20 protein-coding genes are annotated in these 21062 nt (G+C 51.6%); 11 read left to right on the top strand and 9 right to left on the bottom strand.

All coding sequences use genetic code 11. The features are described from left to right. The first annotated feature begins 4 nt into the window (after positions 1-4). The 7 genes from ABD028_RS06215 to ABD028_RS06185 all read left to right on the top strand — a co-directional run bounded on the left by ABD028_RS06215 (position 5) and on the right by ABD028_RS06185 (position 6840). The gene (locus tag ABD028_RS06215) at positions 5-706 is read left to right on the top strand and encodes an ABC transporter ATP-binding protein (RefSeq protein ID WP_102794942.1); all 702 of its coding nucleotides are present in this window, start codon (positions 5-7) and stop codon (positions 704-706) included. 9 nt (positions 707-715) lie between these two features. Beyond that, positions 716-2068: an ABC transporter permease gene (locus ABD028_RS06210; RefSeq protein WP_343843015.1), complete on the top strand. Its 1353-nt coding sequence runs from the start codon at positions 716-718 to the stop codon at positions 2066-2068. Between the two features lie 12 nt (positions 2069-2080). Next, positions 2081-2281 (top strand): hypothetical protein, encoded by a 201-nt coding sequence (locus ABD028_RS06205; RefSeq protein WP_343843012.1) that lies wholly within the window; start codon positions 2081-2083, stop codon positions 2279-2281. Positions 2282-2283: 2 nt separating this feature from the next. Continuing rightward, positions 2284-3498: an ABC transporter permease gene (locus tag ABD028_RS06200; RefSeq protein ID WP_343843010.1), complete on the top strand. Its 1215-nt coding sequence runs from the start codon at positions 2284-2286 to the stop codon at positions 3496-3498. 155 nt (positions 3499-3653) lie between these two features. Continuing rightward, on the top strand, positions 3654-5015 hold the full coding sequence (locus tag ABD028_RS06195) for a sigma-54-dependent transcriptional regulator (protein WP_343843008.1): 1362 nt from the start codon (positions 3654-3656) through the stop codon (positions 5013-5015). Continuing rightward, positions 4999-6330 (top strand): sensor histidine kinase, encoded by a 1332-nt coding sequence (locus ABD028_RS06190; RefSeq protein ID WP_343843006.1) that lies wholly within the window; start codon positions 4999-5001, stop codon positions 6328-6330. The genes ABD028_RS06195 and ABD028_RS06190 overlap by 17 nt, the downstream gene beginning before the upstream one ends. Before the next feature lie 75 nt (positions 6331-6405). Beyond that, a complete protein-coding gene (locus ABD028_RS06185; protein WP_102794948.1) occupies positions 6406-6840 on the top strand; it encodes a GNAT family N-acetyltransferase in 435 nt (144 codons plus the stop codon). 340 nt (positions 6841-7180) lie between these two features. On the opposite strand, the gene rsgA is transcribed toward ABD028_RS06185, so the two are convergent. The 5 genes from rsgA to ABD028_RS06160 all read right to left on the bottom strand — a co-directional run bounded on the left by rsgA (position 7181) and on the right by ABD028_RS06160 (position 10825). Beyond that, positions 7181-8218, bottom strand: a complete 1038-nt coding sequence (gene rsgA / locus ABD028_RS06180; protein WP_343843002.1) for a ribosome small subunit-dependent GTPase A — start codon at positions 8216-8218, stop codon at positions 7181-7183. 281 nt (positions 8219-8499) lie between these two features. After that, positions 8500-9165, bottom strand: a complete 666-nt coding sequence (locus tag ABD028_RS06175) for a TVP38/TMEM64 family protein (RefSeq protein ID WP_343843000.1) — start codon at positions 9163-9165, stop codon at positions 8500-8502. 15 nt (positions 9166-9180) lie between these two features. After that, the gene (locus ABD028_RS06170) at positions 9181-9630 is read right to left on the bottom strand and encodes a DUF2141 domain-containing protein (RefSeq protein ID WP_343842997.1); all 450 of its coding nucleotides are present in this window, start codon (positions 9628-9630) and stop codon (positions 9181-9183) included. A 4-nt stretch (positions 9631-9634) separates the two neighbouring features. After that, on the bottom strand, positions 9635-10369 hold the full coding sequence (locus ABD028_RS06165) for an SDR family NAD(P)-dependent oxidoreductase (RefSeq protein WP_343842994.1): 735 nt from the start codon (positions 10367-10369) through the stop codon (positions 9635-9637). Between the two features lie 87 nt (positions 10370-10456). Continuing rightward, positions 10457-10825 (bottom strand): hypothetical protein, encoded by a 369-nt coding sequence (locus ABD028_RS06160; RefSeq protein WP_343842991.1) that lies wholly within the window; start codon positions 10823-10825, stop codon positions 10457-10459. Positions 10826-10976: 151 nt separating this feature from the next. On the opposite strand from ABD028_RS06160, the gene ABD028_RS06155 reads away from it, so the two are divergent. Then, positions 10977-11393, top strand: coding sequence for a helix-turn-helix domain-containing protein (locus ABD028_RS06155; protein WP_343842988.1), 417 nt, complete (start codon positions 10977-10979; stop codon positions 11391-11393). A gap of 120 nt (positions 11394-11513) precedes the next feature. On the opposite strand, the gene ABD028_RS06150 is transcribed toward ABD028_RS06155, so the two are convergent. Genes ABD028_RS06150 through ABD028_RS06135 form a run of 4 tightly spaced genes read right to left on the bottom strand, consistent with a single transcriptional unit; the run spans position 11514 to position 17443 of the window. Continuing rightward, positions 11514-12032 (bottom strand): cob(I)yrinic acid a,c-diamide adenosyltransferase, encoded by a 519-nt coding sequence (locus ABD028_RS06150; protein WP_343842985.1) that lies wholly within the window; start codon positions 12030-12032, stop codon positions 11514-11516. Next, positions 12029-13315, bottom strand: a complete 1287-nt coding sequence (locus ABD028_RS06145; RefSeq protein ID WP_343842983.1) for a CsiV family protein — start codon at positions 13313-13315, stop codon at positions 12029-12031. Before ABD028_RS06145 ends, ABD028_RS06150 begins: the two co-directional genes overlap by 4 nt. Before the next feature lie 2 nt (positions 13316-13317). Next, positions 13318-16794 carry a transcription-repair coupling factor gene (gene mfd / locus ABD028_RS06140; RefSeq protein WP_343842980.1) on the bottom strand — a complete coding sequence of 1159 codons (3477 nt, stop codon included), beginning with the start codon at positions 16792-16794 and terminating at the stop codon, positions 13318-13320. A gap of 52 nt (positions 16795-16846) precedes the next feature. Further along, positions 16847-17443, bottom strand: a complete 597-nt coding sequence (locus ABD028_RS06135) for a PilZ domain-containing protein (RefSeq protein ID WP_102794959.1) — start codon at positions 17441-17443, stop codon at positions 16847-16849. Positions 17444-17621: 178 nt separating this feature from the next. Here ABD028_RS06135 and ABD028_RS06130 point away from each other — a divergent pair, with 178 nt between their 5' ends. From ABD028_RS06130 to ABD028_RS06120, 3 genes are read left to right on the top strand one after another with little or no spacing between them, the layout of a single operon-like run. After that, positions 17622-18827 carry a lipoprotein-releasing ABC transporter permease subunit gene (locus ABD028_RS06130; protein ID WP_343842976.1) on the top strand — a complete coding sequence of 402 codons (1206 nt, stop codon included), beginning with the start codon at positions 17622-17624 and terminating at the stop codon, positions 18825-18827. An 18-nt stretch (positions 18828-18845) separates the two neighbouring features. Continuing rightward, a complete protein-coding gene (lolD, locus tag ABD028_RS06125) occupies positions 18846-19523 on the top strand; it encodes a lipoprotein-releasing ABC transporter ATP-binding protein LolD (RefSeq protein ID WP_343842973.1) in 678 nt (225 codons plus the stop codon). Then, the gene (locus tag ABD028_RS06120) at positions 19520-20770 is read left to right on the top strand and encodes a lipoprotein-releasing ABC transporter permease subunit (RefSeq protein WP_343842970.1); all 1251 of its coding nucleotides are present in this window, start codon (positions 19520-19522) and stop codon (positions 20768-20770) included. The genes lolD and ABD028_RS06120 overlap by 4 nt, the downstream gene beginning before the upstream one ends. Positions 20771-21062: the final 292 nt, after the last annotated feature.

The raw sequence follows: 21062 nt of genomic DNA, 5'->3' as shown, positions 1-21062 counted from the left end.
CAATATGTTAATAATGAAAGGTGTCAGCAAGATTTTTCGTACCGATCTGGTGGAAACCCATGCCTTGCGCAATGTTGATCTGCATATCAAAGCCGGTGAGTTTGTCTCTATTACCGGTCCCTCTGGCTCAGGTAAAACCACGTTTTTAAATCTGGCGGGCTTGCTGGAAAGCTTTGAGGAGGGGGATTATTTTCTGGACGGCGAGAACGTCAGGGGGCTGTCTGACAATGCCTTATCGGATTTACGCAACCAGAAGATAGGTTTTATTTTTCAGAGCTTCAACTTATTGCCTGACTTACCGCTGTTCGACAATGTGGATGTTCCCCTGCGTTATCGGGGCCTGAGTGCCAAAGATCGCAAGCAACGCATCGAGGAAGCCCTGGAGCTGGTGGGCTTGGGCTCCCGTATGAAGCATCTGCCTACCCAACTGTCCGGTGGCCAGCAGCAACGCGTGGCGATCGCCCGGGCCATAGCGGGTAAGCCGCGTTTTTTACTGGCCGACGAGCCCACCGGCAATCTGGACTCGCAAATGGCCCGTCAGGTGATGGAATTGCTGGAGCAGATTAACCAGCAAGGTACCACCATTGTGATGGTGACGCACGACGATGAACTGGCCCGCCGCGCCGGGCGCAATATCCAAATCTTCGATGGTCAGGTCAGCGATGTTGACCAGAATCCCAGCGATGCGCTGGTTAAACGCGCCTAGGAGTCCTGCATGTTTGCCTATAACTTTTCCCTGGCGTTAAGAAGCCTGAAAGAACGGCCTGCCTTGACCTTGCTGATGTTGCTGGCCATGTCAGTGGGGCTTGGCCTGTTTGTGACCTTCTATACCGGTGCTAAAAATGGCTCAGATATTCCCCATGGCGATAAGGCCAGTACTTTATACCTGGTGCAGATGGATAATCGTGAGCTCAGTGCCGATAAAATTGAGCGGGCAATAGACATGCCCGATACCACGTACCGTGATGCGGTGAATCTGTATAACCTGGATATGCCTGCCATACGTCAGACCTATGTGATGCGCACCTGGGCGACGTTGAGTTTTGCAGACAATGAAGTGCGCCCGATGCAGACCCGCGGTGCGGCGACCACGGCTGACTTCTTTACCATGTTTGAGCCGCCATTTTTGTACGGCAGTGGCTGGCAACTGGCCGCGGATAGCGGCGACAGCCAGGTGGTACTGGGTAAAACCATGAATGACAAATTGTTCGGTGGTACTAACAGTGTTGGCAAACGCCTGCTACTGAATAATAAGCCGGTGACGGTGGTGGGGGTGCTGGACACCTGGCATCTAAGCTGGCGCCTGTATGACCGCGGCTATTATCAGGGCTATCCCCACGATTTTTTTGTGCCGGTACAGTATGCATTGAACCACAATCTTACCCGCGATACCCGCTTTGATTGCTGGCAAGCCGACCAGCCGCAAAGCTCGCGCTTCACCAACCAGGATCTGGCGACTCTGCAGGCATCGGAATGCGGCTGGCTGGCATTCTGGGCAGAGTTACCTGAGGCTGACCCGGCTCAGTACCAGGAAAAGCTGCATGCCTATATTAATGAACAGAAAGCCTATGGTCGTTTTCCACGTGAGCTTCAAACTTATGTGCTGAACATTGTCGAGCAGATGGATTTTCTCAATGCTAACTACGGTGAACAAAGCTCTGTGATTATGGCGCTGTTGTTTTATACCGTTTGTTTACTCAATGCCATTGGCATTCTGCTTGCTAAATTTATACGTCGCAGCAAAGAAGTCAGTGTGCGCCGCGCGCTGGGTGCCAGAAAAAGCGCCATTATCCTTCAGCATACCCTGGAAGTGATGATGCTCGGCCTGGTTAGTGCGGTTTTCGGGTTATTGATTGCGGTATTGGGCTTAAAGGCCATGGTGCAGATTCGCCTGTGGGCATCAGACTACAATGCCCGCTTGGAGGATGTTATGCCGTATTTCCAACTTGACTGGGGCCTGGCCCTTCAAGCCTTTGCGATCAGCGTACTGTGTGCCTTGCTGATCAGTATCTACCCCATCTGGCGTTTGTGCAGTCAGCCGGTGGCTGGTTATTTGAAATCACAGTAAGGACAAATGGCAATGGACAAGGCATTTTCTGACTGGCAGCGAGATTTGTGCATGATAACACTCGGCCTATTCATCTTGCTGACGGTGATAGAATGGTGCTGGCAAAGCAATCTGATCGTTCAACTGAATCTTGCCGTGCTGGACACCTTGTCCCTTGCTGCGACCCCCATTAAGGAGCTGGCTGTTTGGCTGCTCCCATTATTAGGAGCCTGATAATGGAAATCCGACCTATATTGCTCAGTCTGAAACAGAACAAATTTATGACGATTGTAACGGTGCTGCAGGTATCACTGACCATGGCGGTGTTATCCAGTGCCATATTAACCACGTTGGTTACTTTAAGAGCCTGGAATATGCCCTCAGGTATTCACCATAACAATATTATCCGTATCAACGCCGAGTTTTACGACGATACTCAGGATCTGGGCGCCGCCATGCAACGGGACTTACAGCGGATTAAGGCATTACCTGGTGTGCAGGATGTTGCCCGTACTTACGCCGTGCCTTTTACTGCTGAGGACGTTGTAGAGCTTTATCAAACTAATGAGGAAAATGCACAGCCTATGCAGACAGCAGTGTTTGAAGCAGAAACCAGTTTGTTGGATGTGTTGCAGCTTAAGTTGTTGGATGGTCGTCGGTTATCCTCCGCCGATGAGGTCATTGACGGCACAGGAGCAAGCCAGGGGGCTGCGTCTGTAATGGTCAGCGAAGCGTTGGCCAAGGCATTGTTTAACGAGCAAAGCGCGGTTGGTAAAACCCTGTGGCTAAGCAAGGGCGGCGACCCTGTGCAAGTGGTGGGGGTCTACTCCAATGTGATGACCGGTGAAAGACTCAATGGACGCGGCATGTCCTACCATAGCCTGATTCGGCCACAGCTGCTGTGGAGTCAGGAAAACGAACCTGAGTACCTGATTCGTGTGGAAGACGGTCGCGGGGCGGCGATGATCGAAGAACTTGTCAGCCTGTTTTATCAGGAGCAGGGACGCTATGTGGGCGCCAGTGAACTGTTGACCCGGGTACAAAAAAGAATGTATGACGGGCGGGGCAGTCGGGCCATGATCAATCTGGTCATTAGCGCCGTTTTGATGCTGATTACTGCGGTGGGGATTGCCGGACTGACATCCTTTCAGGTTAATCAGCGACGTAAACAAATCGGCACCCGCCGTGCTCTTGGCGCACGCAAATCTGATATTATCCGCTACTTTCTGACCGAAAATACCCTGATCACCTGGTTTGGCTGCCTGCTGGGCGCGCTGGTAACCTTGTTCTTGATATTCGATTTGTCTAAACGTGATGAAGAGAATTATCTGAATATGGGGGCTATCGGCTTGATAATACTGAGTATGTGGGTAATCAATGCCATCGCCACCTGGCTACCGGCCCGAAAAGCGGCAAAGATATCGCCCGCCATTGTGACCCGGGGAAATTGAGTTGCAGAGGTAAAGATAGAGAAACGCACTGGGTGTTTCTTTATCTTTAAATGACACCAAGGCGGGAATAGCAACGACGTGGAAGGACGGAGTATTGTTCTGACCACCCTGTTCTTATTCGAAGTAGCTCTGCCAAGACGGGGCCTGGAACGACCATGACAACAGCAAAAATACTGATTATTGACGACAACCCGGATATCGCCCAGGCGCTGAAGGTGTTGTTCACTATTAATGGTATGGCCACGGAGCAGGCCTTAACCCCGGAACTGGGACTGCAAAAACTGGCTGACGGCGAAGTTGACCTGGTTATTCAGGATATGAATTTCAGTGCCGACACCACATCAGGGCAAGAGGGCATTGCGCTTTTCCACCGTATCCGCGACATGCATCCTGACTTGCCTATTATTCTAATCACTGCCTGGACCGCGCTTGAAACCGCAATAGAATTGGTTAAAGCCGGTGCTGCAGACTACCTGGGCAAACCCTGGGACGATGATAAGTTAATGGTCACGGTGCGTAATTTGCTGAAACTTGGCGCGCTGCAAAGGGCACAAAATGAGCAACGTGGCCATGTGCAGGCGAAAAAACGCCAACTGGAAAGCGAGTTCAACCTTTGTGGTCTTAAGTATCAAAGCCAGTCTATGTATGACTTGCTGCGTATTACCACCCAAATTGCCCATGCCGAGGTATCCGTTCTGATCACTGGTCCCAATGGCGCAGGAAAAGAGAAAATTGCCGAAATAGTCCAGGCCAACTCCAGTTGCAGCCAGGGGCCATTTATCAAAGTCAATGTCGGCGCTTTACCTAAGGACTTAGTTGAAGCTGAGCTGTTTGGCGCTGAAGCGGGCGCATATACCGGTATCAGTAAAAGGCGTACGGGGCGCTTCGAGCTGGCCGATGGTGGGACACTGTTTTTAGATGAGATAGGCAATTTGTCGCTGGACGGACAGGCCAAGCTCCTCAGAGTACTGGAAACCGGCGAGTTTGAGCGTATCGGCGGCAGCGACACTATCAGGGTTAAAGTCCGTATTATCAGTGCCACCAATACCGACCTGAAAGCGGCCATCGCTGCAGGCAGCTTTCGCGAAGATTTGTACTACCGATTAAACGTGATAGAGCTGGCATTACCCCCTTTAAACCAGCGCCGTGCTGATATTCTGCCTTTGGCCAGGCATTTTCTGGGGGACAAACTGCAATTGGCAACCTGTGCTGAACAGATACTTAGTCAGTATGATTGGCCGGGCAATATCCGCCAGTTAAAAAATGTCATGCAAAGAGCGTCACTATTGTGTCAGGACAACCTGGTAAAAGTCGCCGATTTGGGTTTACCGGTGGAGGTGGTAAAAGCTGCGGTCACATCTGGTGACTGCGAAACTCAGCAACCCGAACCCAGTGCTGAGGATATCAGTCAGGCCATCGAAGAGGCGGGGGGCGTGATAGCTGATGCGGCCAGAAGTTTAGGCATTAGCCGCAGTGCGCTGTATCGCAGGATGAAGAAGTTTGAACTGGATAACTGAAAAGTCGCTGTACCGGCGCTTGCTGCTGGGCTTGCTACCTTATCTGGCTGGGCTGGTATGGTTGTTGGTCTGGCAGTTAAAGGCCGACCATGCACCATGGCAATTAGCGCTGAGTGGCTTTGCTGCACTGGCGTTGTTGGCGGTGTGGCTAAGGTGGTTGCTATCGCCTTTTAGTCGCAGTGCGCTGGCTATCAAGCATGGCATACTGGCGCTCAAAGACGCCGATTTCAGTATCAGTATTCATAACCAGCGTTACCTTGAAATGAGCGAACTGGTGGATGCCTATAACCAACTCACCAAGGTGTTACGCGCCGAGCGAATGACCTTGAATCAAAGGGAGTTGTTACTTGACAAGGTGATTCAGCATGCGCCACTGGCCATGGTGCTGACCGATCAGCAATATGTGGTGTTTTCTAATACCGCCAGTCGCGAGCTGTTCAGGCTGAACAGCAAACTGGAGGGCATGCGGTTTGCGGATTTGGTCGACAATCTACCCGCAGCATTAGCCACAGCGTCATTGGAGCGCCAGGCCGGGCTGGTTAGCTACGTCGAGGATGACCTGGCGCAAGTCTATCAGTTGCACTGCCAACCTTTTCACCTGCACGGCAAGGCCCATCATCTGTATCTTTATCAGAACTTAAGCCGGGAAATGTCGCGCAAGGAAAACGAAATGTGGAAGCGACTGATCCGCCTGATCAGTCACGAGCTGAATAATTCCCTGGCACCGATACAGTCCCTGACGAAATCTGCCCGTACCATCTTACAGCAGCCCGAGCATCTGACTATGCTTGAGGACATTCTGGATACGATTGGTAGACGTAGTGCCCATTTGCATCAGTTTATTGAGCGTTACAGCAATTATGCACGCCTGCCGCCACCGAGCCGACGTGAGGTGGTGATAACGGATTTTTACCAGCATTTGCTGACTCTGCTGGGTATTCAAGGCGAACTTGAATGCATCAGTCAACACGGTTGGTTTGACCCGGCGCAGATTGAGCAGGTGATGTTAAATCTGGTGAAAAACGCGCGGGAATCCGGTTCTGATGTGAAAGAGCTGGGATTTGAGCTGCGACAGCATGGTCAGCAAATCAGTTTCTCGGTATATGACCGGGGGCCAGGTATGACAGCATCTCAGCTTAGTCAGGCACTTCTGCCATTTTACACCACTAAATCCAGTGGCAGCGGTATCGGCTTAACCTTATGTAACGAAATTATCAGTGCACACCAGGGCAAATTGCGTTTATATAACCGCGATCATGGTGGCTTATGTGTTTCTTTTACTTTGCCGGTTCGCGCTCATTCAGTAGCAGATTGAGAGATTAGAGATGTAATGGGTAGGATTTCACCTGCTTATTCGGCCTCCCTATTTGTTTAGCATAAGGAAGTATCAATGTATTTAGGTTCGGTCAGCCGGGATGATTACCCGCAGCTTATTCAGATTTGGGAAGCATCGGTGCGAGCTACCCACGATTTTCTTAGTGACGCCGATATCCTCAAGTTAAAACCCCTGATTCTGGAGCAGTATTTTGATGCGGTTGCCTTAACCGCGGCACGTAATGAGGGCGGTGAGCTGCTGGGCTTTAGCGGTGTCGCCGAAGGCAATCTGGAAATGCTGTTTATTGCCCCTGAGCAGCGCGGATTGGGCGTAGGCACAGCACTTTGTCGTCATGCCATTGACCAGCAGGGCGTGAGTAAGGTGGATGTCAACGAACAAAACCCACAGGCGTTAGGGTTCTACCTGCATATGGGCTTTGTGCAGATTGGTCGCTCGGAGCTGGACGGGCAGGGCGCGCCCTTCCCTTTACTGCATCTGGCATTGGCTTAACCCCCTTATCCAATTAATGAGGAAGCTCAAGTGACAACTCTGGTGGTCATTGCTCATCCGCTAAATAACAGCCTATGTGCCTATGTGCCTATTTGGCAGCACACACTATCCAGCATCTTGAAGGCCAGGGCCATCAGATAGAGGTTCGGGATCTGTACCAGGATAATTTTGCTCCGGCGCTGACATCCTGTGAGCGGCAAAGTTACTATCAATGTTGTCTTTTTACCAAAGTGAAAAAGCCGATCAAAAGCGGGTAGAAGCCTTTTTAAAGAAAATTCGCCAGCGCTTTTAAGGTTGTTTGATGGAAAAAAGGTCACAGAAATGTGACCTTTCTAGCGAGCTAGTAACCCTTTTTGTTGTGGCGGATAACCGGCATCAGCCTTTTAACCATCTTGCCAAACTGCTTGTCTTTGGCGCGCAGCTCCTGCAATGACGCGCTGTTGCGGCTGAGTTCGGCCTGCAGCTTGTGATAGTTGCTCAGACGGCGTGCCTCGATATCACCGTTATCCAGTGCCTGTTGCACCGCACAGCCCGGTTCCCCCTTGTGTTGACAGTCAGAGAAACGGCATTGTTCGGCTAAGGCATCAATATCGGCAAAGGTTCGGCGTATGCCATCTTCACCATCACTGAGTTGCAACTCACGCATGCCGGGCGTGTCAATCAGCACGGCCCCAGATGGCAGAAAGTGCATGGAGCGGGCCGTGGTGGTATGTCGGCCTTTGCTGTCATCCTCTCGAATGGCGGCGGTTTTCTGTTCATTCCCGGCACTTAATGTGTTGACCAGGGTGGATTTACCCACACCGGATGAACCCATTACCGCCAGGGTATTGCCAGACTTGCACCAGGGCAAAAGCGATGCGCAACTTTCACTATCCAGGGCGTTAACGGATTCCACCACTAACAATGGGTCTAGCTGTTGCACCAAAGCGCGCTTTTCATCCGCGTCGCTGCACAGATCCTGTTTGGTCAGTATCACCACAGGATCTACCCTGGCTTCATGAGCAAGGGTCAGATAGCGCTCAATCCGACTCAGTTTAAAATCCTGGTTCAGCGAGCAGACTATCAGCAGAGTGTCGACATTGGCGCTGATTAACTGCTCAGCTAACTGGCTGCCAGCAGCTTTACGCTTAAATACCGACTTACGTTCCAGCAAGCGCACAAATTGCCCGTCATTATCCACCAGCAGCCAATCACCAATAGTCATAGCAGGCAGGGAAGGGGTAAGGGGCAAATGATACAAGCCATGCTCATTTCTTAGCACATATTCATTACGGTGGTGGGCGACCACACGGCTTATCTGATGATGTTCAAATTCTTGCAGGCTAAGTTGTTGTTGAAAAAATGCCTGCCAGCCCAGTTGTGAAAGCGATAAATTCATATGATTTCCTTATGCGCACAGCAATAAGCTGTGCACACACAGATAAATACATAGGAACCAAGTGACGCCGGTTTGTAATAAACCCGCTCTATTGAAAGTCAGTGGTCCCGGTCATAGAACACCGGGCAAAGGCTGAAAGGGCCGAGAAAAGCGACAGAATTGACGTTACTCAGCAACCTTTGCCGGGTGGGTAATCGCTACAATCATCAAACTCTCCTCAATCTAACTGTTATTTTACGGCGCTCAGCATAACAACAATAAGCGCCGTTGGCGACAGGCTTTTAACCCTCCACTTTGTCGCGACCGATAAGGTAGTGGTTCGCGCCCAGCCACCCTAGCCAAAGTACAGTGGTGATACCTACGGCGGCCAAGATGGCGGGTTTGGGATTATCCATGCTGCTAAGGGCGCCGGCATATGCGCCAATAACGGCATAGGGCACAGCACTGCATAGCCAAAGCAGCATAAACTTGCCGAAATGCATTTTGCTGATCCCGGCCAGGCAGGCGGATACTTCCGGCAGGATTGGCATAGCGCGCGCAAGCAGGATAACGATGGCACCATGGCGGACAAAGGTATCTGTGGCTTCCTTACGTTTGGCAGCGTCTTTAAGCAGCAAGTTAAGCAGTTTGTCACCGAATCGGTAGCTGATGGCATACCCCCCGATGCCTGCCAACGATAACCCCAGAATAGCCGACAGTGCACCAAACAGCGGGCCCAGAAAATAACCGCTTAGCAGGGTGATGGTCAAAGTGGGTATGGCAATAAATAAATCTGCAAACAGCAACGTTACTACCATGGCTCCGACGTAAAGCGGGTTGGCATATTGAGCGGCATCCAGCCACACGCGAATTTGCTCAATGGTCAGCAAACCAGTGGATTTAATCAGCACAAAAGTACAGGCAAACACCAGTACCAAGCACAGTACAAGGGGGAATAAGGCTTTCATTTTGGGGTCCTGCTTTCAGGGGTAAATAAGGGGAATATCGATTACGTCCTGGTTGGCAGATAAGCTCAGCCTGGCGTCCTTAAACGAGGGTGCCCCGCTAAGACGGACACGCGCACCATTGGAAAAGCCAAGCCCTTCGGCCGGCCAGATACCAGTCCAGTTCTTGGTGACTTTGTTGTTCATGTCTTCGTCGTGCAGCACCTTTACCGCCAGCTCGCTGGTGTTGACCGTAAACTCAAACGCCAAGCAGCTGGCGTCACTGGTTACTGGTCGGGTCTGAATGCTGAGAGCCTTAGCATGATCTTTGGGAAAGCCATCGTTGGCGAACAGCATCACTATAATTTGCCCCTGACGGGCTGCTTCGATCTGACGGACTTGCACCGTCAGTGCTTTTGCCATAACTGGGGTAAAAATCAGTGCCATCATCAGTCCTATTGTATTTGGGTGAATTGTTTTAAATTTCATATTGTTAATGCCCTTTCATGATTTTTTTTGCCAATTGTGGCCACAGGTTGTGCAACAAACGCAGCAACCTGACCTTGCCAATGTCGTTTACTGTTTTATCCCGTTCTATGCCTCGGATAATGGCTTGTGCGGCTTGTTTTACCGACAGCTTGGCCTTGCCACGCCCTTCGGTCATAGGGGTGTCTACCAGTGGCAGAAAGGCCTGCAGAACGCGGACAGGAGTATGTTCAAGCTGATAATTCAAGCTTTGAGAAAAGCTATTTAAGGCCGCCTTGGTCGCACAATACACCGCAGACTGGGTTTTAGGTGCCAGTGCCAGTCCGGAGTTAATATTGATAATCCGCCCCGGTGAATTAGCCTGTAAAAGTGCCGGAAGCAGTAAGTAACATAACGCGCACACAGCGGTGAAATTCAGTGTGATTTCCTGCTTGATTGACGCATACAGAAAATCTTTATCCAAAAAGCAGGGCTCGAACTGCATAGCTGCATTATTAATTAAGGCATCTATCTGTGGATGTTCACCGACTATGGTTTGGCACAGCCCTGACAAGATGGTCGGTTCACTTAGATCCGCCGCATAAGTCTGCAGCCCGGGAAAATCCCGTTCCAACATATCCAGCCTGGGGCCAGCCCGGGCGATAACGAGAATTTGATTATGCGGCGCCAACTGGCGCACCAGTTCATAGCCAACGCCAGAGGTGCCGCCGGTTATCAATAGGGTTTTGTTGTGTAGAATCATAATGCATTCGAAATGGTGACTTGAATGCATTAGAGACGTATTTGAACCGGCGCACCTTAACCTGGGTTAAGCAGGGTGCCGTCGATGCTAGCTATAGCTTTGCCACCAGATATTGATACTCCGGATACTGATAAACACTATCACCAGGGTTAAGGCAAAGGCCAGCATCATCAGCAAGCTGTAAAACCCACGAACTATGTGGGCTTTACATCGCTTGAAAAACCCGTCTTTGCTATTCGCACGCGCGGGTAAACGGGTAAAGGCACTGATAAACCAGTAGAGAGTGCCGGACCAGAACAGAGTGATCAGGCTGGGCAGGATATATTTATCTTCCGCTGCTGAGCCCGCCAGCAGCAAAACATAAGTGAAAACCGCCAGTGCCGTCAAACCCGTGAGCAGCAACAGGGGCCGTAGCCAACGAAGCTTTCTGGCGGTAGTTTGCAGATTATTCAGCACTACATTTCCTTTCACTAAAACCTGATACAACAGTTGAACGACAAATCCAGCAAATCAGCATGATTGTCATATGATGTCATACTAATGTCGTCACCCATGTTGTTCTATGCTGTTAACTTGTGCCTAGCCCGATAATTTTAAGGATAAAACAATGAAGATCGATAAGGTATTGCTGAAATCGAGCAGAGAGACAAGAAACTGGACTCAGCAGGTAGTTGCGCAAATGTGCAATGTCAGCTTGAGAACCATACAGCGTGCTGAGAGCACCGGTGACGTATCAATGGATACTCTGGATGCATTGAGCGCGGTGTTTGAAATACCCAGTCAGCAATTGCTCTGTTCTGCAAAAGTGCCTGATAAAGACGGGATAACAAGTGCCCAGATTAGTGCAGCATTAAAGGTGTTATTACTGGCCCAATTGTCGACGTTTGCTGTTGTGTTCTGGGTGGCAGACAAGCTGACTCCCCTTCAACTTCAGGTTTGCACGGCGGTTATCAGTCTGTCGTTTGTGTTTTCATTTGTACTGATAGGCACAGTGGCTTACAGAAAGGGCATGATATCCTCCTGAGCGCTTCTCGCCGTGACGCTGAATTAATAAAGAAGTGCTGAGATATCAGAGTTTCTCCTTGTGAACTCAGCGGCTTTGCGAGAGGTATTTTTCGTGTCTCTATGGTGACTGCGGGATGATTTAAACCCGAGGTTCGTCCATGCCGGCCTGAAAATTCAATACCCTGGCCAGCACAAACAACCAGTCAGACAGGCGGTTTAAGTAGCGTAAACAGACCCCTGGCACCTCGCGTTGCTGATTCAGCTCCACCATACGTCGTTCTGCACGCCGCGCGATGGTACGGCAAATGTGTGCCTGGGCAGCGCTATGGCAGCCGCCAGGCAAAATAAAACTGGTCTGTGGTGGGATTTCGCTTTGCCACAAGTCAATCTGCTGCTCCAGTTGCTGCACATTGTCATCGGTCAGTTTGCTGGATGCAGACAGGGCAAAGCCGATCTGAAACAGTTGCTGTTGTATCTGCTGTACCGCTTGTAACTGGGCAATTTCCTTCAGTTCACAAGCTAGCATACCTAAATGGGCGTTAAGCTCATCCAGGGTGCCATAACACTCCAGTACTATGTCCTGTTTACCCAGACGTTCAGGCTTGTCCACATAAATTTGCGTGGTGCCTTGGTCGCCCCCTTTTGTGTAGATTTTCATGATGCTGGCTCTTCCTTGGGTGGCGCAGGTTTGTGGTATCTGCGTACTTCCACCACCATGCCAAACAAGGGGTGGTCAAAATAATGGATCTGCTTGCTGATAATGCGCCTTAGCTGATCAAACTTCAGCCCGTAGAGTTGGTATTGAGGCGCTGAATCATCCGGCTGTATATCTTGCCCACCATTTAGCGCCAGGGTTAATGGCTCGGTGCCCATCAATCCTGGACGACCTTCCTGGCGATAGACCATATCGGCATCGATATGCAAATACGGAATACGGTTGATATATTGCAGATAGAGCGTAAACAGTCCGTCAAGCTCCCAAAGCGCATCGGCGCGCTGTCCTGGCTGAATAACAACCTCGGCTTGATTGTCCAGCACCAGGGGTTCGGCCAGGGCTTGCTCCACTTGTGCCATTAAATCCAGCGGGGTAGCCAAGGTGTCGCTGTCTTGCTGTGCCAGTAGCGGCTTTTCCTCGGGCAGTGGGTAGCCATTGATATCGTAGCTCTTCGCAAAGTTGCGTCCGGCAAACAGGCGATAAGGTCTGGCTTTGCTGCGGCCAAACTGAACGTTCTGGCGCCAGGCCAGGTGCATTAGTGGTTCAATGCCACGCTGGCGATAAAGATCCCGGGCGAGCTGCCGTAATTCAAGCATGTCAGGGGGCAGCAAATACGGACTGTCACTGTAAGGCTTTTCCCGGCCCTGTGGCAGAATCGGCATTTGCGCAACAAATGGCTCGGCTTTCGGGTGACTGACGACTAAGTCTTCCAGCCAGGCCTGTTCGAAACTGTATTGACAGCCACTGCGTAGCAGCGGATATAAATCAATAAAGTCTTCAGCCCGCCAGGGTGATGGTTGCGCTGTGTTCAGGGCGCCAACGATCTGTGCCTGCAGTTCGGTGCCGGTTTGAGGCAAAAACGCCTGTTCTTCACTTTGCAACTGATCAGATAGGCTACCGAGTAATTGCTGTACTTCACTCAGCAATGTGCTGTCAGTAACAACAACATTGTCCTGTGGCTGTGTTTGTGACGGTGAGCATAGCGCTAAAGCGGCACGCAAGCTGCTGATGTCCGGTTGCAGCAGCGGGCTTAGCAAATCCACGGCCCTGGCACTACCAGGGGTTTTTACCGGTTGTGGAAAGCGTTCGTCCAGCGCTTCCAGTGCCTGCCCCTGTTTATATAACAGAACTTCAACCTCGAACCACCAATCCGTGCTTTGTGCCTGACAAGTGTGGCTTAACAGCGCGAATGTCAGACCGAGCAGTGGAGCACTTCTTTTTAGCATAGTCAGGCCGCCTGCAATCGTTGTTTGAATTCATCCAGCATGGTCGCAATGAGTTTAACACGCTCCTGATGTGCGTCGGTCTTAATCGCAAATTTAAGTTTTTGCGGTCCGTCCAGACGATAAATCGCAGGTTGTGACTGGATAAGCTTGATAATAAAGCCCGGATCAATGCGGGTATCCTGGGCGAATTCGACAAAGCCACCTGTCGCGCTGGCTTCAATTTTACTGATGCCGACGGTGCGGGCATTAAGCTTCATCTGTGTGACTTTCAACAGGTTTTTCGCCGCTTCCGGTAACAAGCCAAAGCGGTCAATCAATTCCACCTGAACATCATCCAGATCATCATCGGATTTACAGTTGGCGATTTTCTTATACAACGACAGCCTGGTATTCACGTCATTGATATAGTCTTCCGGCAGCAGGGCAGGAATACGCAGCTCAATTTCGGTGTGTTGTGACAAGGCTTCATCCAGCGACGGCTCCTTGCCGTTTTTCAGGGCTTCCACCGCCTGCTCCAACATCTCCATATACAGGGAGAAACCTACCGTAGCAATTTGCCCGGACTGATCCTCACCCAGCAGCTCACCGGCCCCGCGAATCTCCAGATCATGGGTAGCCAGGGCAAAGCCGGCACCCAAATCTTCCAGTGAGGCAATGGCTTCAAGACGCTTTTGTGCATCTTTGGTCATCCTTTTGGGATGAGGAGTTAACAGATATGCATAGGCCTGATGATGTGAGCGGCCGACCCGGCCCCGCAATTGGTGCAACTGTGCCAGTCCCAGATGATCGGCCCTGTCCATAATAATGGTATTGGCCGAGGGGACGTCGATACCGGTTTCTATGATAGTGGTACAGACCAGTACGTTAAAGCGCTGGTGGTAGAAGTCAGACATGACCCGTTCCAATTCCCGCTCACGCATCTGGCCATGGCCGACGGCCACCCGGGCTTCCGGAACAATCTCGGCAATCTCTGCTGCGGTTTGCTCAATGCTGTCTACTTCATTATGCAGAAAATACACCTGTCCACCACGCAGGATCTCCCGCATGATTGCTTCGCGAATCAACTGCTTGTCGCGTTGGCGTACAAAGGTTTTAATCGCCAGTCGCTTGGCCGGTGCCGTGGCAATAATCGACAAATCACGCATGCCGGACAGGGCCATATTCAGGGTGCGCGGAATCGGTGTGGCGGTCAGGGTCAGAATATCCACATCGGCGCGCAGGGCTTTGAATTTTTCCTTCTGACGCACGCCAAAGCGGTGCTCTTCGTCGATGATGACCAGGCCCAGATCGGCAAATTTGACGTCGTCCTGCAGCAGTTTATGGGTGCCGACCACGATATCCACTTTACCGTCGGATAAATCCTGCAGAATCTGCTTCTGCGCTTTGCCACTGGAAAAGCGTGACATCACTTCAATACGAAACGGCCAATTGGCAAAACGGTCACGGAAGTTTTCGAAATGTTGTTGGGCAAGCAGGGTGGTGGGCACTAATATCGCTACCTGCTTGCCGGCATTGGCGGCCAAAAAGGCGGCGCGCATCGCCACTTCGGTTTTACCAAAGCCGACATCGCCACACACCAGACGATCCATGGCATTAGGGCTACCCATATCCTGGATCACTGCCGCAATGGCCTGTTCCTGATCCGCGGTTTCCTCGAAGGGAAAACTGTCGGCAAAGCTTTGGTATTCATTCCAGTCAATGGGGATGGCAAAGCCTGGTTTGGCAGCGCGGCGGGCATACACATCCAGAAGCTGTGCGGCTACATCGCGCACCTTTTCTGCGGCCTTTTTCCGCGCTCTGGCCCAGGCATCAGTACCCAGATGATGCAGGGGCGCATGGTCAAGATCGCCACCGCTATAGCGGCTGATTAAATGCAGCGCGGATACCGGTACATACAGCTTGGCACCATTGGCATACTCAATGGTCAGGTATTCGGTGGTGATCCCCCCGGCATCCAGAGTTTGCAAGCCCAGATAGCGCCCCACTCCATGCTCAAGATGCACCACCGGCTGTCCGATTGACAATTCGGCCAGATTGCGGATAACGGCGGCTTCGTCAGTGGCCTGGCGCTTATCGCGCAGACGGCGCTGACTAATCTTATGCCCCAATAACTCGGTTTCGGTAATCAGCACCAGGCGAGCATCGGCTTCGCTTAAGGCAAAGCTGTGCTCGGCAATATTCAGGGTGATCCCCAGCCACTCATGGCTGGCCAGGAAATCTTCCAGGCGATCGAAAACCTTGGGCTTGCAGGCAATCTTTTTCAGCAGGTCCAGCAGACTTTCACGACGGCCCTGGGATTCCACACAAAACAGCACCTTAGTGCCACTTTGCTGCCAGTTATCAAGCTGCTGACTGAGGTTTAGCAGGGGCGTTTTGCTTTGTGGCTTAACCGCGATATCGGTGAGCGGTGCGGTGGCAAAGTTCACTCTGCCGGATTTTTCTTCCAGCGCCTGGTGCTGCACACTGATTCGCGGCCAGTCCTTGAAACGGCCGAACAGTTCTTCCACCTTCAGGTAAATTTCGGCCGGTGCCAGCAACGGCCTGAGCGGATCATAGCGGTGCTGCTCAAAGCGCTCCATCAGGTCTGCCCAGTAAAATTCGGCGGCGTTGACTAAGTCTCCCTGCATCAGTACCAGACTGTCTGGGTGCAGGTAGTCAAATAAGGTCTCGGTGTGGCTGAAAAACAGCGGCAGATAATACTCCACACCGGCGGGCATAATGCCTTTGCTGACCTGATGATAAACCGACTCTTTGGCATTGCTGGCGTCGAAACGGTCAAGAAACTGCTGGCGGAATAAATCGATGCCGGGCTTATCGGTAGGGAATTCACGGGCTGGCAACAGGCGAATCTCTGTGACCTTGTCACCGGAACGCTGGCTGTCGGTATCAAATAAACGGATGCTGTCTATTTCGTCGTCGAATAAGTCGATGCGATAAGGTTCACGGCTACCCATGGGGTAGAGGTCGATAATGCTGCCACGAATGGAAAACTCGCCGTGACTCAGCACTTGATTGACCGCCGTATAGCCAGCCCTTTCCAGCCCCTGTCTGAAACTATCCAATTCCAGTTTCTGCCCTTGCTTTAGAATCAGCAGATATCTGGCCAGATAATCTCTTGGTGCCATGCGCTGCAGCAGGGTATTCACCGGCACCACATAAATACAGGGCTGTGGTTGGGTCAGATGATAGAGGGTTTCCAGACGCTGGGAAATAATATCCTGGTGCGGTGAGAAAGTATCGTAAGGCAGGGTTTCCCAGTCGGGAAACACTTTTACTTCGATATTACCGGTAAAGCCTTCTATTTCCCGCGACAGTTTCAGTGCAGAAGGCGTGTCGGCGGTGACCAGCAACACAGATGCCTTGCGACTGGATGCAAGATTGGCAATGGCCAGGGCTAAACTGCTGCCGTGCAGATTACCCCATTGAAGATGGTCCCCTGGTTTTTTTGGCAGGGGCGGCGCAAAAATACTGATGCTCATGCTGATTGAGACGGCCTATCCTAAGTCTGTTGTCTGCACTGGGCGCAGGCCCTTATTCTTCGCTGCGCTTTTGTGCGCGTTTACGCAACTGCTGGGTTTGCAGATGCAGGCTGGCCCTGACCAGGAGCTCCTGATCTTCTTCACGCAGCCGATTGAAAAACAGGGAGATATGGTACTGATCGCCAACGTTCTCGCAAGCGATAACTTCACCGAAACAGAAAACGGCGGCGGCCTCTTCTTCCAGAAACAGGCGCAGCTCACAGCGTACTTCAAGTTCCATCGGCTCATTACTGCAAAGTATCAGGCCGCCGCCGCCAAAAGCGTGGCTGACAAATTGTTCGTCCTGGGTCATCTGTTCATGCAGGATATAGGACATCATTAAGTCAATCTTGCGTGACTGATGATTCAGAAAAGCCACCAAGTCAGCCGCATGCTCACTTAAATTTCTAAGTGGGCGCAGCGCCGCCACTTCCAGTGCTGACATTTCGCTGGCGATTCGAAAAGCGTAAGGCATATGCTCTGTCAACTGGTGGGTGTCAGGCAGCTCAAATGCCGGCTCCAGCGGCCGCATATTGACTTTGATCGCATGCTTGATACGGAAAAATTCATCGAACTGCTGGCGCTTTTGTTCGAGGCTCAGTAACTCCATCCTTACTCCTGTTGCCTGCGGCCTTAACTGGCGCGGCCCTTGATTGTGCCTTAGCTTACACCTATTATCGGCCAACGATAAGCAAGCGACAGTGACAACCGCTCACTGACACAATCCCAGAGCGGCACAATGTCTTGTGTGTAGCCTGGCCTTCGTAGCAGGGAACAAATCACAACTCATGTTTTACCCCATTTCTGCTTTTATCGGGTTGCGCTATGCCAGAGCCAGTAAAGGCAATCCCTTTATTGCCTTTATCAATGCGTTTTCAGTAGCGGGTATTGCCCTGGGCCTGACCGCGCTGATCACAGTTTCGTCTGTGATGAACGGCTTTGAAGGGGAACTGAAAAAACGCATTCTTGGCATCAACCCACATATGTTGGTGCATACCACGGCTGCCGATAAGGTTGAACAACTTAACCAGCTTCCCCATGTCGTGGCGAGCAGCGCCATGATTGAAACCCAGGGATTGCTGCAATCCCCAAGAACCTTGCATGGTGTGATGATTCAGGGCATTGCTCCGCAAACCATGCCGGATAATGCCATTATTGCCAGTCATATGATGCTGGGGGAGCTTGGTGAACTAAAAAGCGGCGAGTATGGCCTGGTGCTGGGCCGTCCGCTGGCGTCTCTACTCGGCCTTGGGCTGGGTGACAAGGTGCGTTTGTTAAGTGCCGAAGCCAGTGTCTATACCCCGCTTGGACAGGTGCCCAGTCAGCGCCAGTTTGTGATAACTGGGGTGTTTGACGTCGGCTCTGAACTGGATGACAAAGTGGTCTTGATTCATCTGGATGATGCCGCCAGGCTGCTGCGTGGTAAAACCGAAGAACTGGCCGCCACTCGCCTGTTTCTGGATGATGCCTTTAGCTGGCAAAGTGTAAAGGGGCAGGTGGATGAACTGGGGCTGACGTCCAGCAACTGGCGTGAGCGGCAAGGTCCACTGTTTGACGCGGTGAATATGGAAAAAAATATGATGGCCCTGATGTTGGTGCTGATCATCGCGGTTGCGGCCTTTAATATTGTTTCTGCCATGGTCATGGTGGTCAGCGAGAAACGCGGTGACATCGCTATCCTGCGTACTCAGGGACTGTCAGGTGCTTCATTGATCAGGGTGTTTATGATTAACGGCCTGTATAACGGTCTGAAAGGGACTTTGTTTGGTTTACTGGGTGGATTGCTGCTCAGCAATCAGTTAAATCCGCTGCTGGGGTTGCTGGGCATTCATTTAATTGCCACCCCCGATGGGGAAGGTTTACCGGTGGAGATTCAAGTTCATCAGGTCGCCCTGATGTTGTTTTTGTCATTACTGCTCAGTTTACTGGCCACCCTTTACCCGGCCATGCGTGCAGCCAGGGTACAACCGGCCCAGGCCTTGCGCGATGAATAAGCAAAAAGGAAGTGAAAGATGTCGTTGTTACGCTGTCAGCATCTGACCAAAGAATATGATGAAGGGCCAAAACCGGTCAGGGTGTTGGAAGACGTCAGCTTTGATGTGGGGGTGGCCGAGCAATTGGCAATTGTTGGCAGCTCCGGGTCTGGCAAAAGTACCTTATTGCATTTATTGGGGGCGCTGGATAGCCCTACATCGGGCAAGGTGTGGTTTGAAGATCAGGACATTTTTTCCTTCAGCCAGGCACGTCAGGCCACATTTCGTAATCAAAGTCTGGGCTTTGTTTATCAGTTCCATCATCTGTTACCTGAATTCTCAGCGCTGGAAAACGTGGCCATGCCACTGCTGATTGGCGGCAAGCCTAAACAAGAAATTCGGTCCCAGGCGATGGCGATGCTCGACCGGGTCGGTCTGGCAGAGCGTGCTGAGCACAAGCCTGCACAGCTGTCCGGCGGCGAGCGTCAACGGGTTGCGATCGCCAGGGCTCTGGTGAATCAGCCCAAACTGGTGCTGGCGGATGAGCCGACCGGTAATCTGGACAACAAGACCGCAGAATCCATTTATTTGCTGCTACGTGAACTGACCCGGGATTTGCGCACCAGCTTTGTGGTGGTAACGCATGATCTGCATCTGGCTGAACGGTTGGACAGAACAGTAAGCCTGCACCATGGCCGGTTGGAGTCGCTGATATGAGCGCAAACTGGCGCTTAAGCTGTCAATTAGCCTGGCGCTTTCGTCGCAGTCGCGGGCAAAGTGGTTATACCTCGTTTATCTCTGCATCCTCAACAGTCGGTATCGCCCTGGGATGTTTTGTCATGATCCTGCTGTTGTCGGTGATGAATGGCTTTGAGCGGGAATTGAAAGACAGATTACTGGCGGTATTGCCCCACGGCGAGTTGATTGCGGTGTCTCCGGAGGGTATCCAAGACTGGCGTACCCAGGTGGCGCAACTTAGCGCCGACAGCCGGGTGCAATATGTGGCACCTATCACCAAAATGGCGGCGATGGTGCGAAATGCCGGCAAAATGAGCGCTGTTGAGGTAACCGGTATTTCCCCTGATTTTGCCAGGGCGTCGCGTATCAGCCTGATGACAGATTCCCAGCATTGGCAGCGTTTTGCCGACAATCCAAACAGTATATTGCTGGGCAAGGGCATTATGCGCAAGCTCGGGGTCGATGTGGGGCAGAAAGTACAGCTTCTGATGCCACAGCAAGGGGATGCCAGCAGTTTTAAACCACCAAAATCGGTATGGTTTGACGTGGCGGGCGCGGCCGGTATAGGCGGGGAATTGGTGGATAATCATCTGGCGCTGGTGCATCTGGACAAGGCATCTGACATCCTCGGTGTGGCGTCTGGGGCTCAGGGGCTGGAGTTTGGTTTCTCCGATCCTTACCGCGCACCCTATTTGATGCGTGAACTGGGTATGGCCTTTGAGCAGTATGTGTATATTTCTGACTGGACCCGTACACACGGCCATCTGTACCAGGACATTCAGCTTGTCAGGGCCGTGGTGTATCTGGCCCTGACCCTGCTGATCGCGGTGGCCTGCTTTAATATAGTGTCGACGCTGGTGATGGCGGTGAACGAAAAGCGCCGGGAAATTGCCATGCTGAAAACCATGGGGGCCAGAGATAACCTGATTGTACGTGCATTTATGCTGCAAGGACTCTTCAACGGCTTAATTGGTACGGCTTTTGGGGTGATATTGGGGGCGTTAGTGGCCTGGAAGTTATCTGCGCTGGCCAAAGGCTGGGAAACCCTGACCGGCATAACCCTGTTGTCTGGCGATATTTACTTTATTGATTTTCTGCCCTCTCAGTTGAATCCTGTTGAAGTGCTGTTAACCGCGGCCATTGCATTGGGATTAAGCGTTCTGGCCACCCTGTATCCGGCCTTTAAAGCGGCCCGCATTGAACCTGCCAAGGTACTGGGACATTAAACCAGCAGCCTGATTCTTCCGCACAAGCAGTTGGGCTGCCATAAGGTTGTTGCCCCTGGCCTTAATAGTCTCTTTTCAGAACAGTAAAGGGCGTATTGACTGCGCCTGACATAGTCGTTTCACTGCCTGCCTGCCTGCCTGCCTGCCTGCCAGTGCCGGAAGTTTTACCTTGATAACGTATTTTAGTTTGAAATACATACAGTTTTGGCGCGTTTCTTGCCTTATTCTTGCTCACGATACACATATGGGCTGGATATCAAAGGTGGGTCAACTCGCTGTCGGGGCCGAAAGT

The sequence above is a fragment of the Bowmanella denitrificans genome (assembly GCF_039522935.1).
Lineage (GTDB): Bacteria > Pseudomonadota > Gammaproteobacteria > Enterobacterales > Alteromonadaceae > Bowmanella > Bowmanella denitrificans.
This window is presented reverse-complemented; position numbering and strand designations above follow the sequence as displayed.

What these genes read in the sequence shown, in the direction of transcription:
- ABD028_RS06215 (WP_102794942.1), top strand. Translation starts at nt 5, where the DNA reads ATGTTAATAATGAAAGGTGTCAGCAAGATTTTTCGTACCGATCTGGTG.
- ABD028_RS06210 (WP_343843015.1), top strand. Translation starts at nt 716, where the DNA reads ATGTTTGCCTATAACTTTTCCCTGGCGTTAAGAAGCCTGAAAGAACGG.
- ABD028_RS06205 (WP_343843012.1), top strand. Translation starts at nt 2,081, where the DNA reads ATGGACAAGGCATTTTCTGACTGGCAGCGAGATTTGTGCATGATAACA.
- ABD028_RS06200 (WP_343843010.1), top strand. Translation starts at nt 2,284, where the DNA reads ATGGAAATCCGACCTATATTGCTCAGTCTGAAACAGAACAAATTTATG.
- ABD028_RS06195 (WP_343843008.1), top strand. Translation starts at nt 3,654, where the DNA reads ATGACAACAGCAAAAATACTGATTATTGACGACAACCCGGATATCGCC.
- ABD028_RS06185 (WP_102794948.1), top strand. Translation starts at nt 6,406, where the DNA reads ATGTATTTAGGTTCGGTCAGCCGGGATGATTACCCGCAGCTTATTCAG.
- rsgA (WP_343843002.1), bottom strand. Translation starts at nt 8,218, where the DNA reads ATGAATTTATCGCTTTCACAACTGGGCTGGCAGGCATTTTTTCAACAA.
- ABD028_RS06175 (WP_343843000.1), bottom strand. Translation starts at nt 9,165, where the DNA reads ATGAAAGCCTTATTCCCCCTTGTACTGTGCTTGGTACTGGTGTTTGCC.
- ABD028_RS06170 (WP_343842997.1), bottom strand. Translation starts at nt 9,630, where the DNA reads ATGAAATTTAAAACAATTCACCCAAATACAATAGGACTGATGATGGCA.
- ABD028_RS06165 (WP_343842994.1), bottom strand. Translation starts at nt 10,369, where the DNA reads ATGATTCTACACAACAAAACCCTATTGATAACCGGCGGCACCTCTGGC.
- ABD028_RS06155 (WP_343842988.1), top strand. Translation starts at nt 10,977, where the DNA reads ATGAAGATCGATAAGGTATTGCTGAAATCGAGCAGAGAGACAAGAAAC.
- ABD028_RS06150 (WP_343842985.1), bottom strand. Translation starts at nt 12,032, where the DNA reads ATGAAAATCTACACAAAAGGGGGCGACCAAGGCACCACGCAAATTTAT.
- ABD028_RS06145 (WP_343842983.1), bottom strand. Translation starts at nt 13,315, where the DNA reads ATGCTAAAAAGAAGTGCTCCACTGCTCGGTCTGACATTCGCGCTGTTA.
- mfd (WP_343842980.1), bottom strand. Translation starts at nt 16,794, where the DNA reads ATGAGCATCAGTATTTTTGCGCCGCCCCTGCCAAAAAAACCAGGGGAC.
- ABD028_RS06135 (WP_102794959.1), bottom strand. Translation starts at nt 17,443, where the DNA reads ATGGAGTTACTGAGCCTCGAACAAAAGCGCCAGCAGTTCGATGAATTT.
- ABD028_RS06130 (WP_343842976.1), top strand. Translation starts at nt 17,622, where the DNA reads ATGTTTTACCCCATTTCTGCTTTTATCGGGTTGCGCTATGCCAGAGCC.
- lolD (WP_343842973.1), top strand. Translation starts at nt 18,846, where the DNA reads ATGTCGTTGTTACGCTGTCAGCATCTGACCAAAGAATATGATGAAGGG.
- ABD028_RS06120 (WP_343842970.1), top strand. Translation starts at nt 19,520, where the DNA reads ATGAGCGCAAACTGGCGCTTAAGCTGTCAATTAGCCTGGCGCTTTCGT.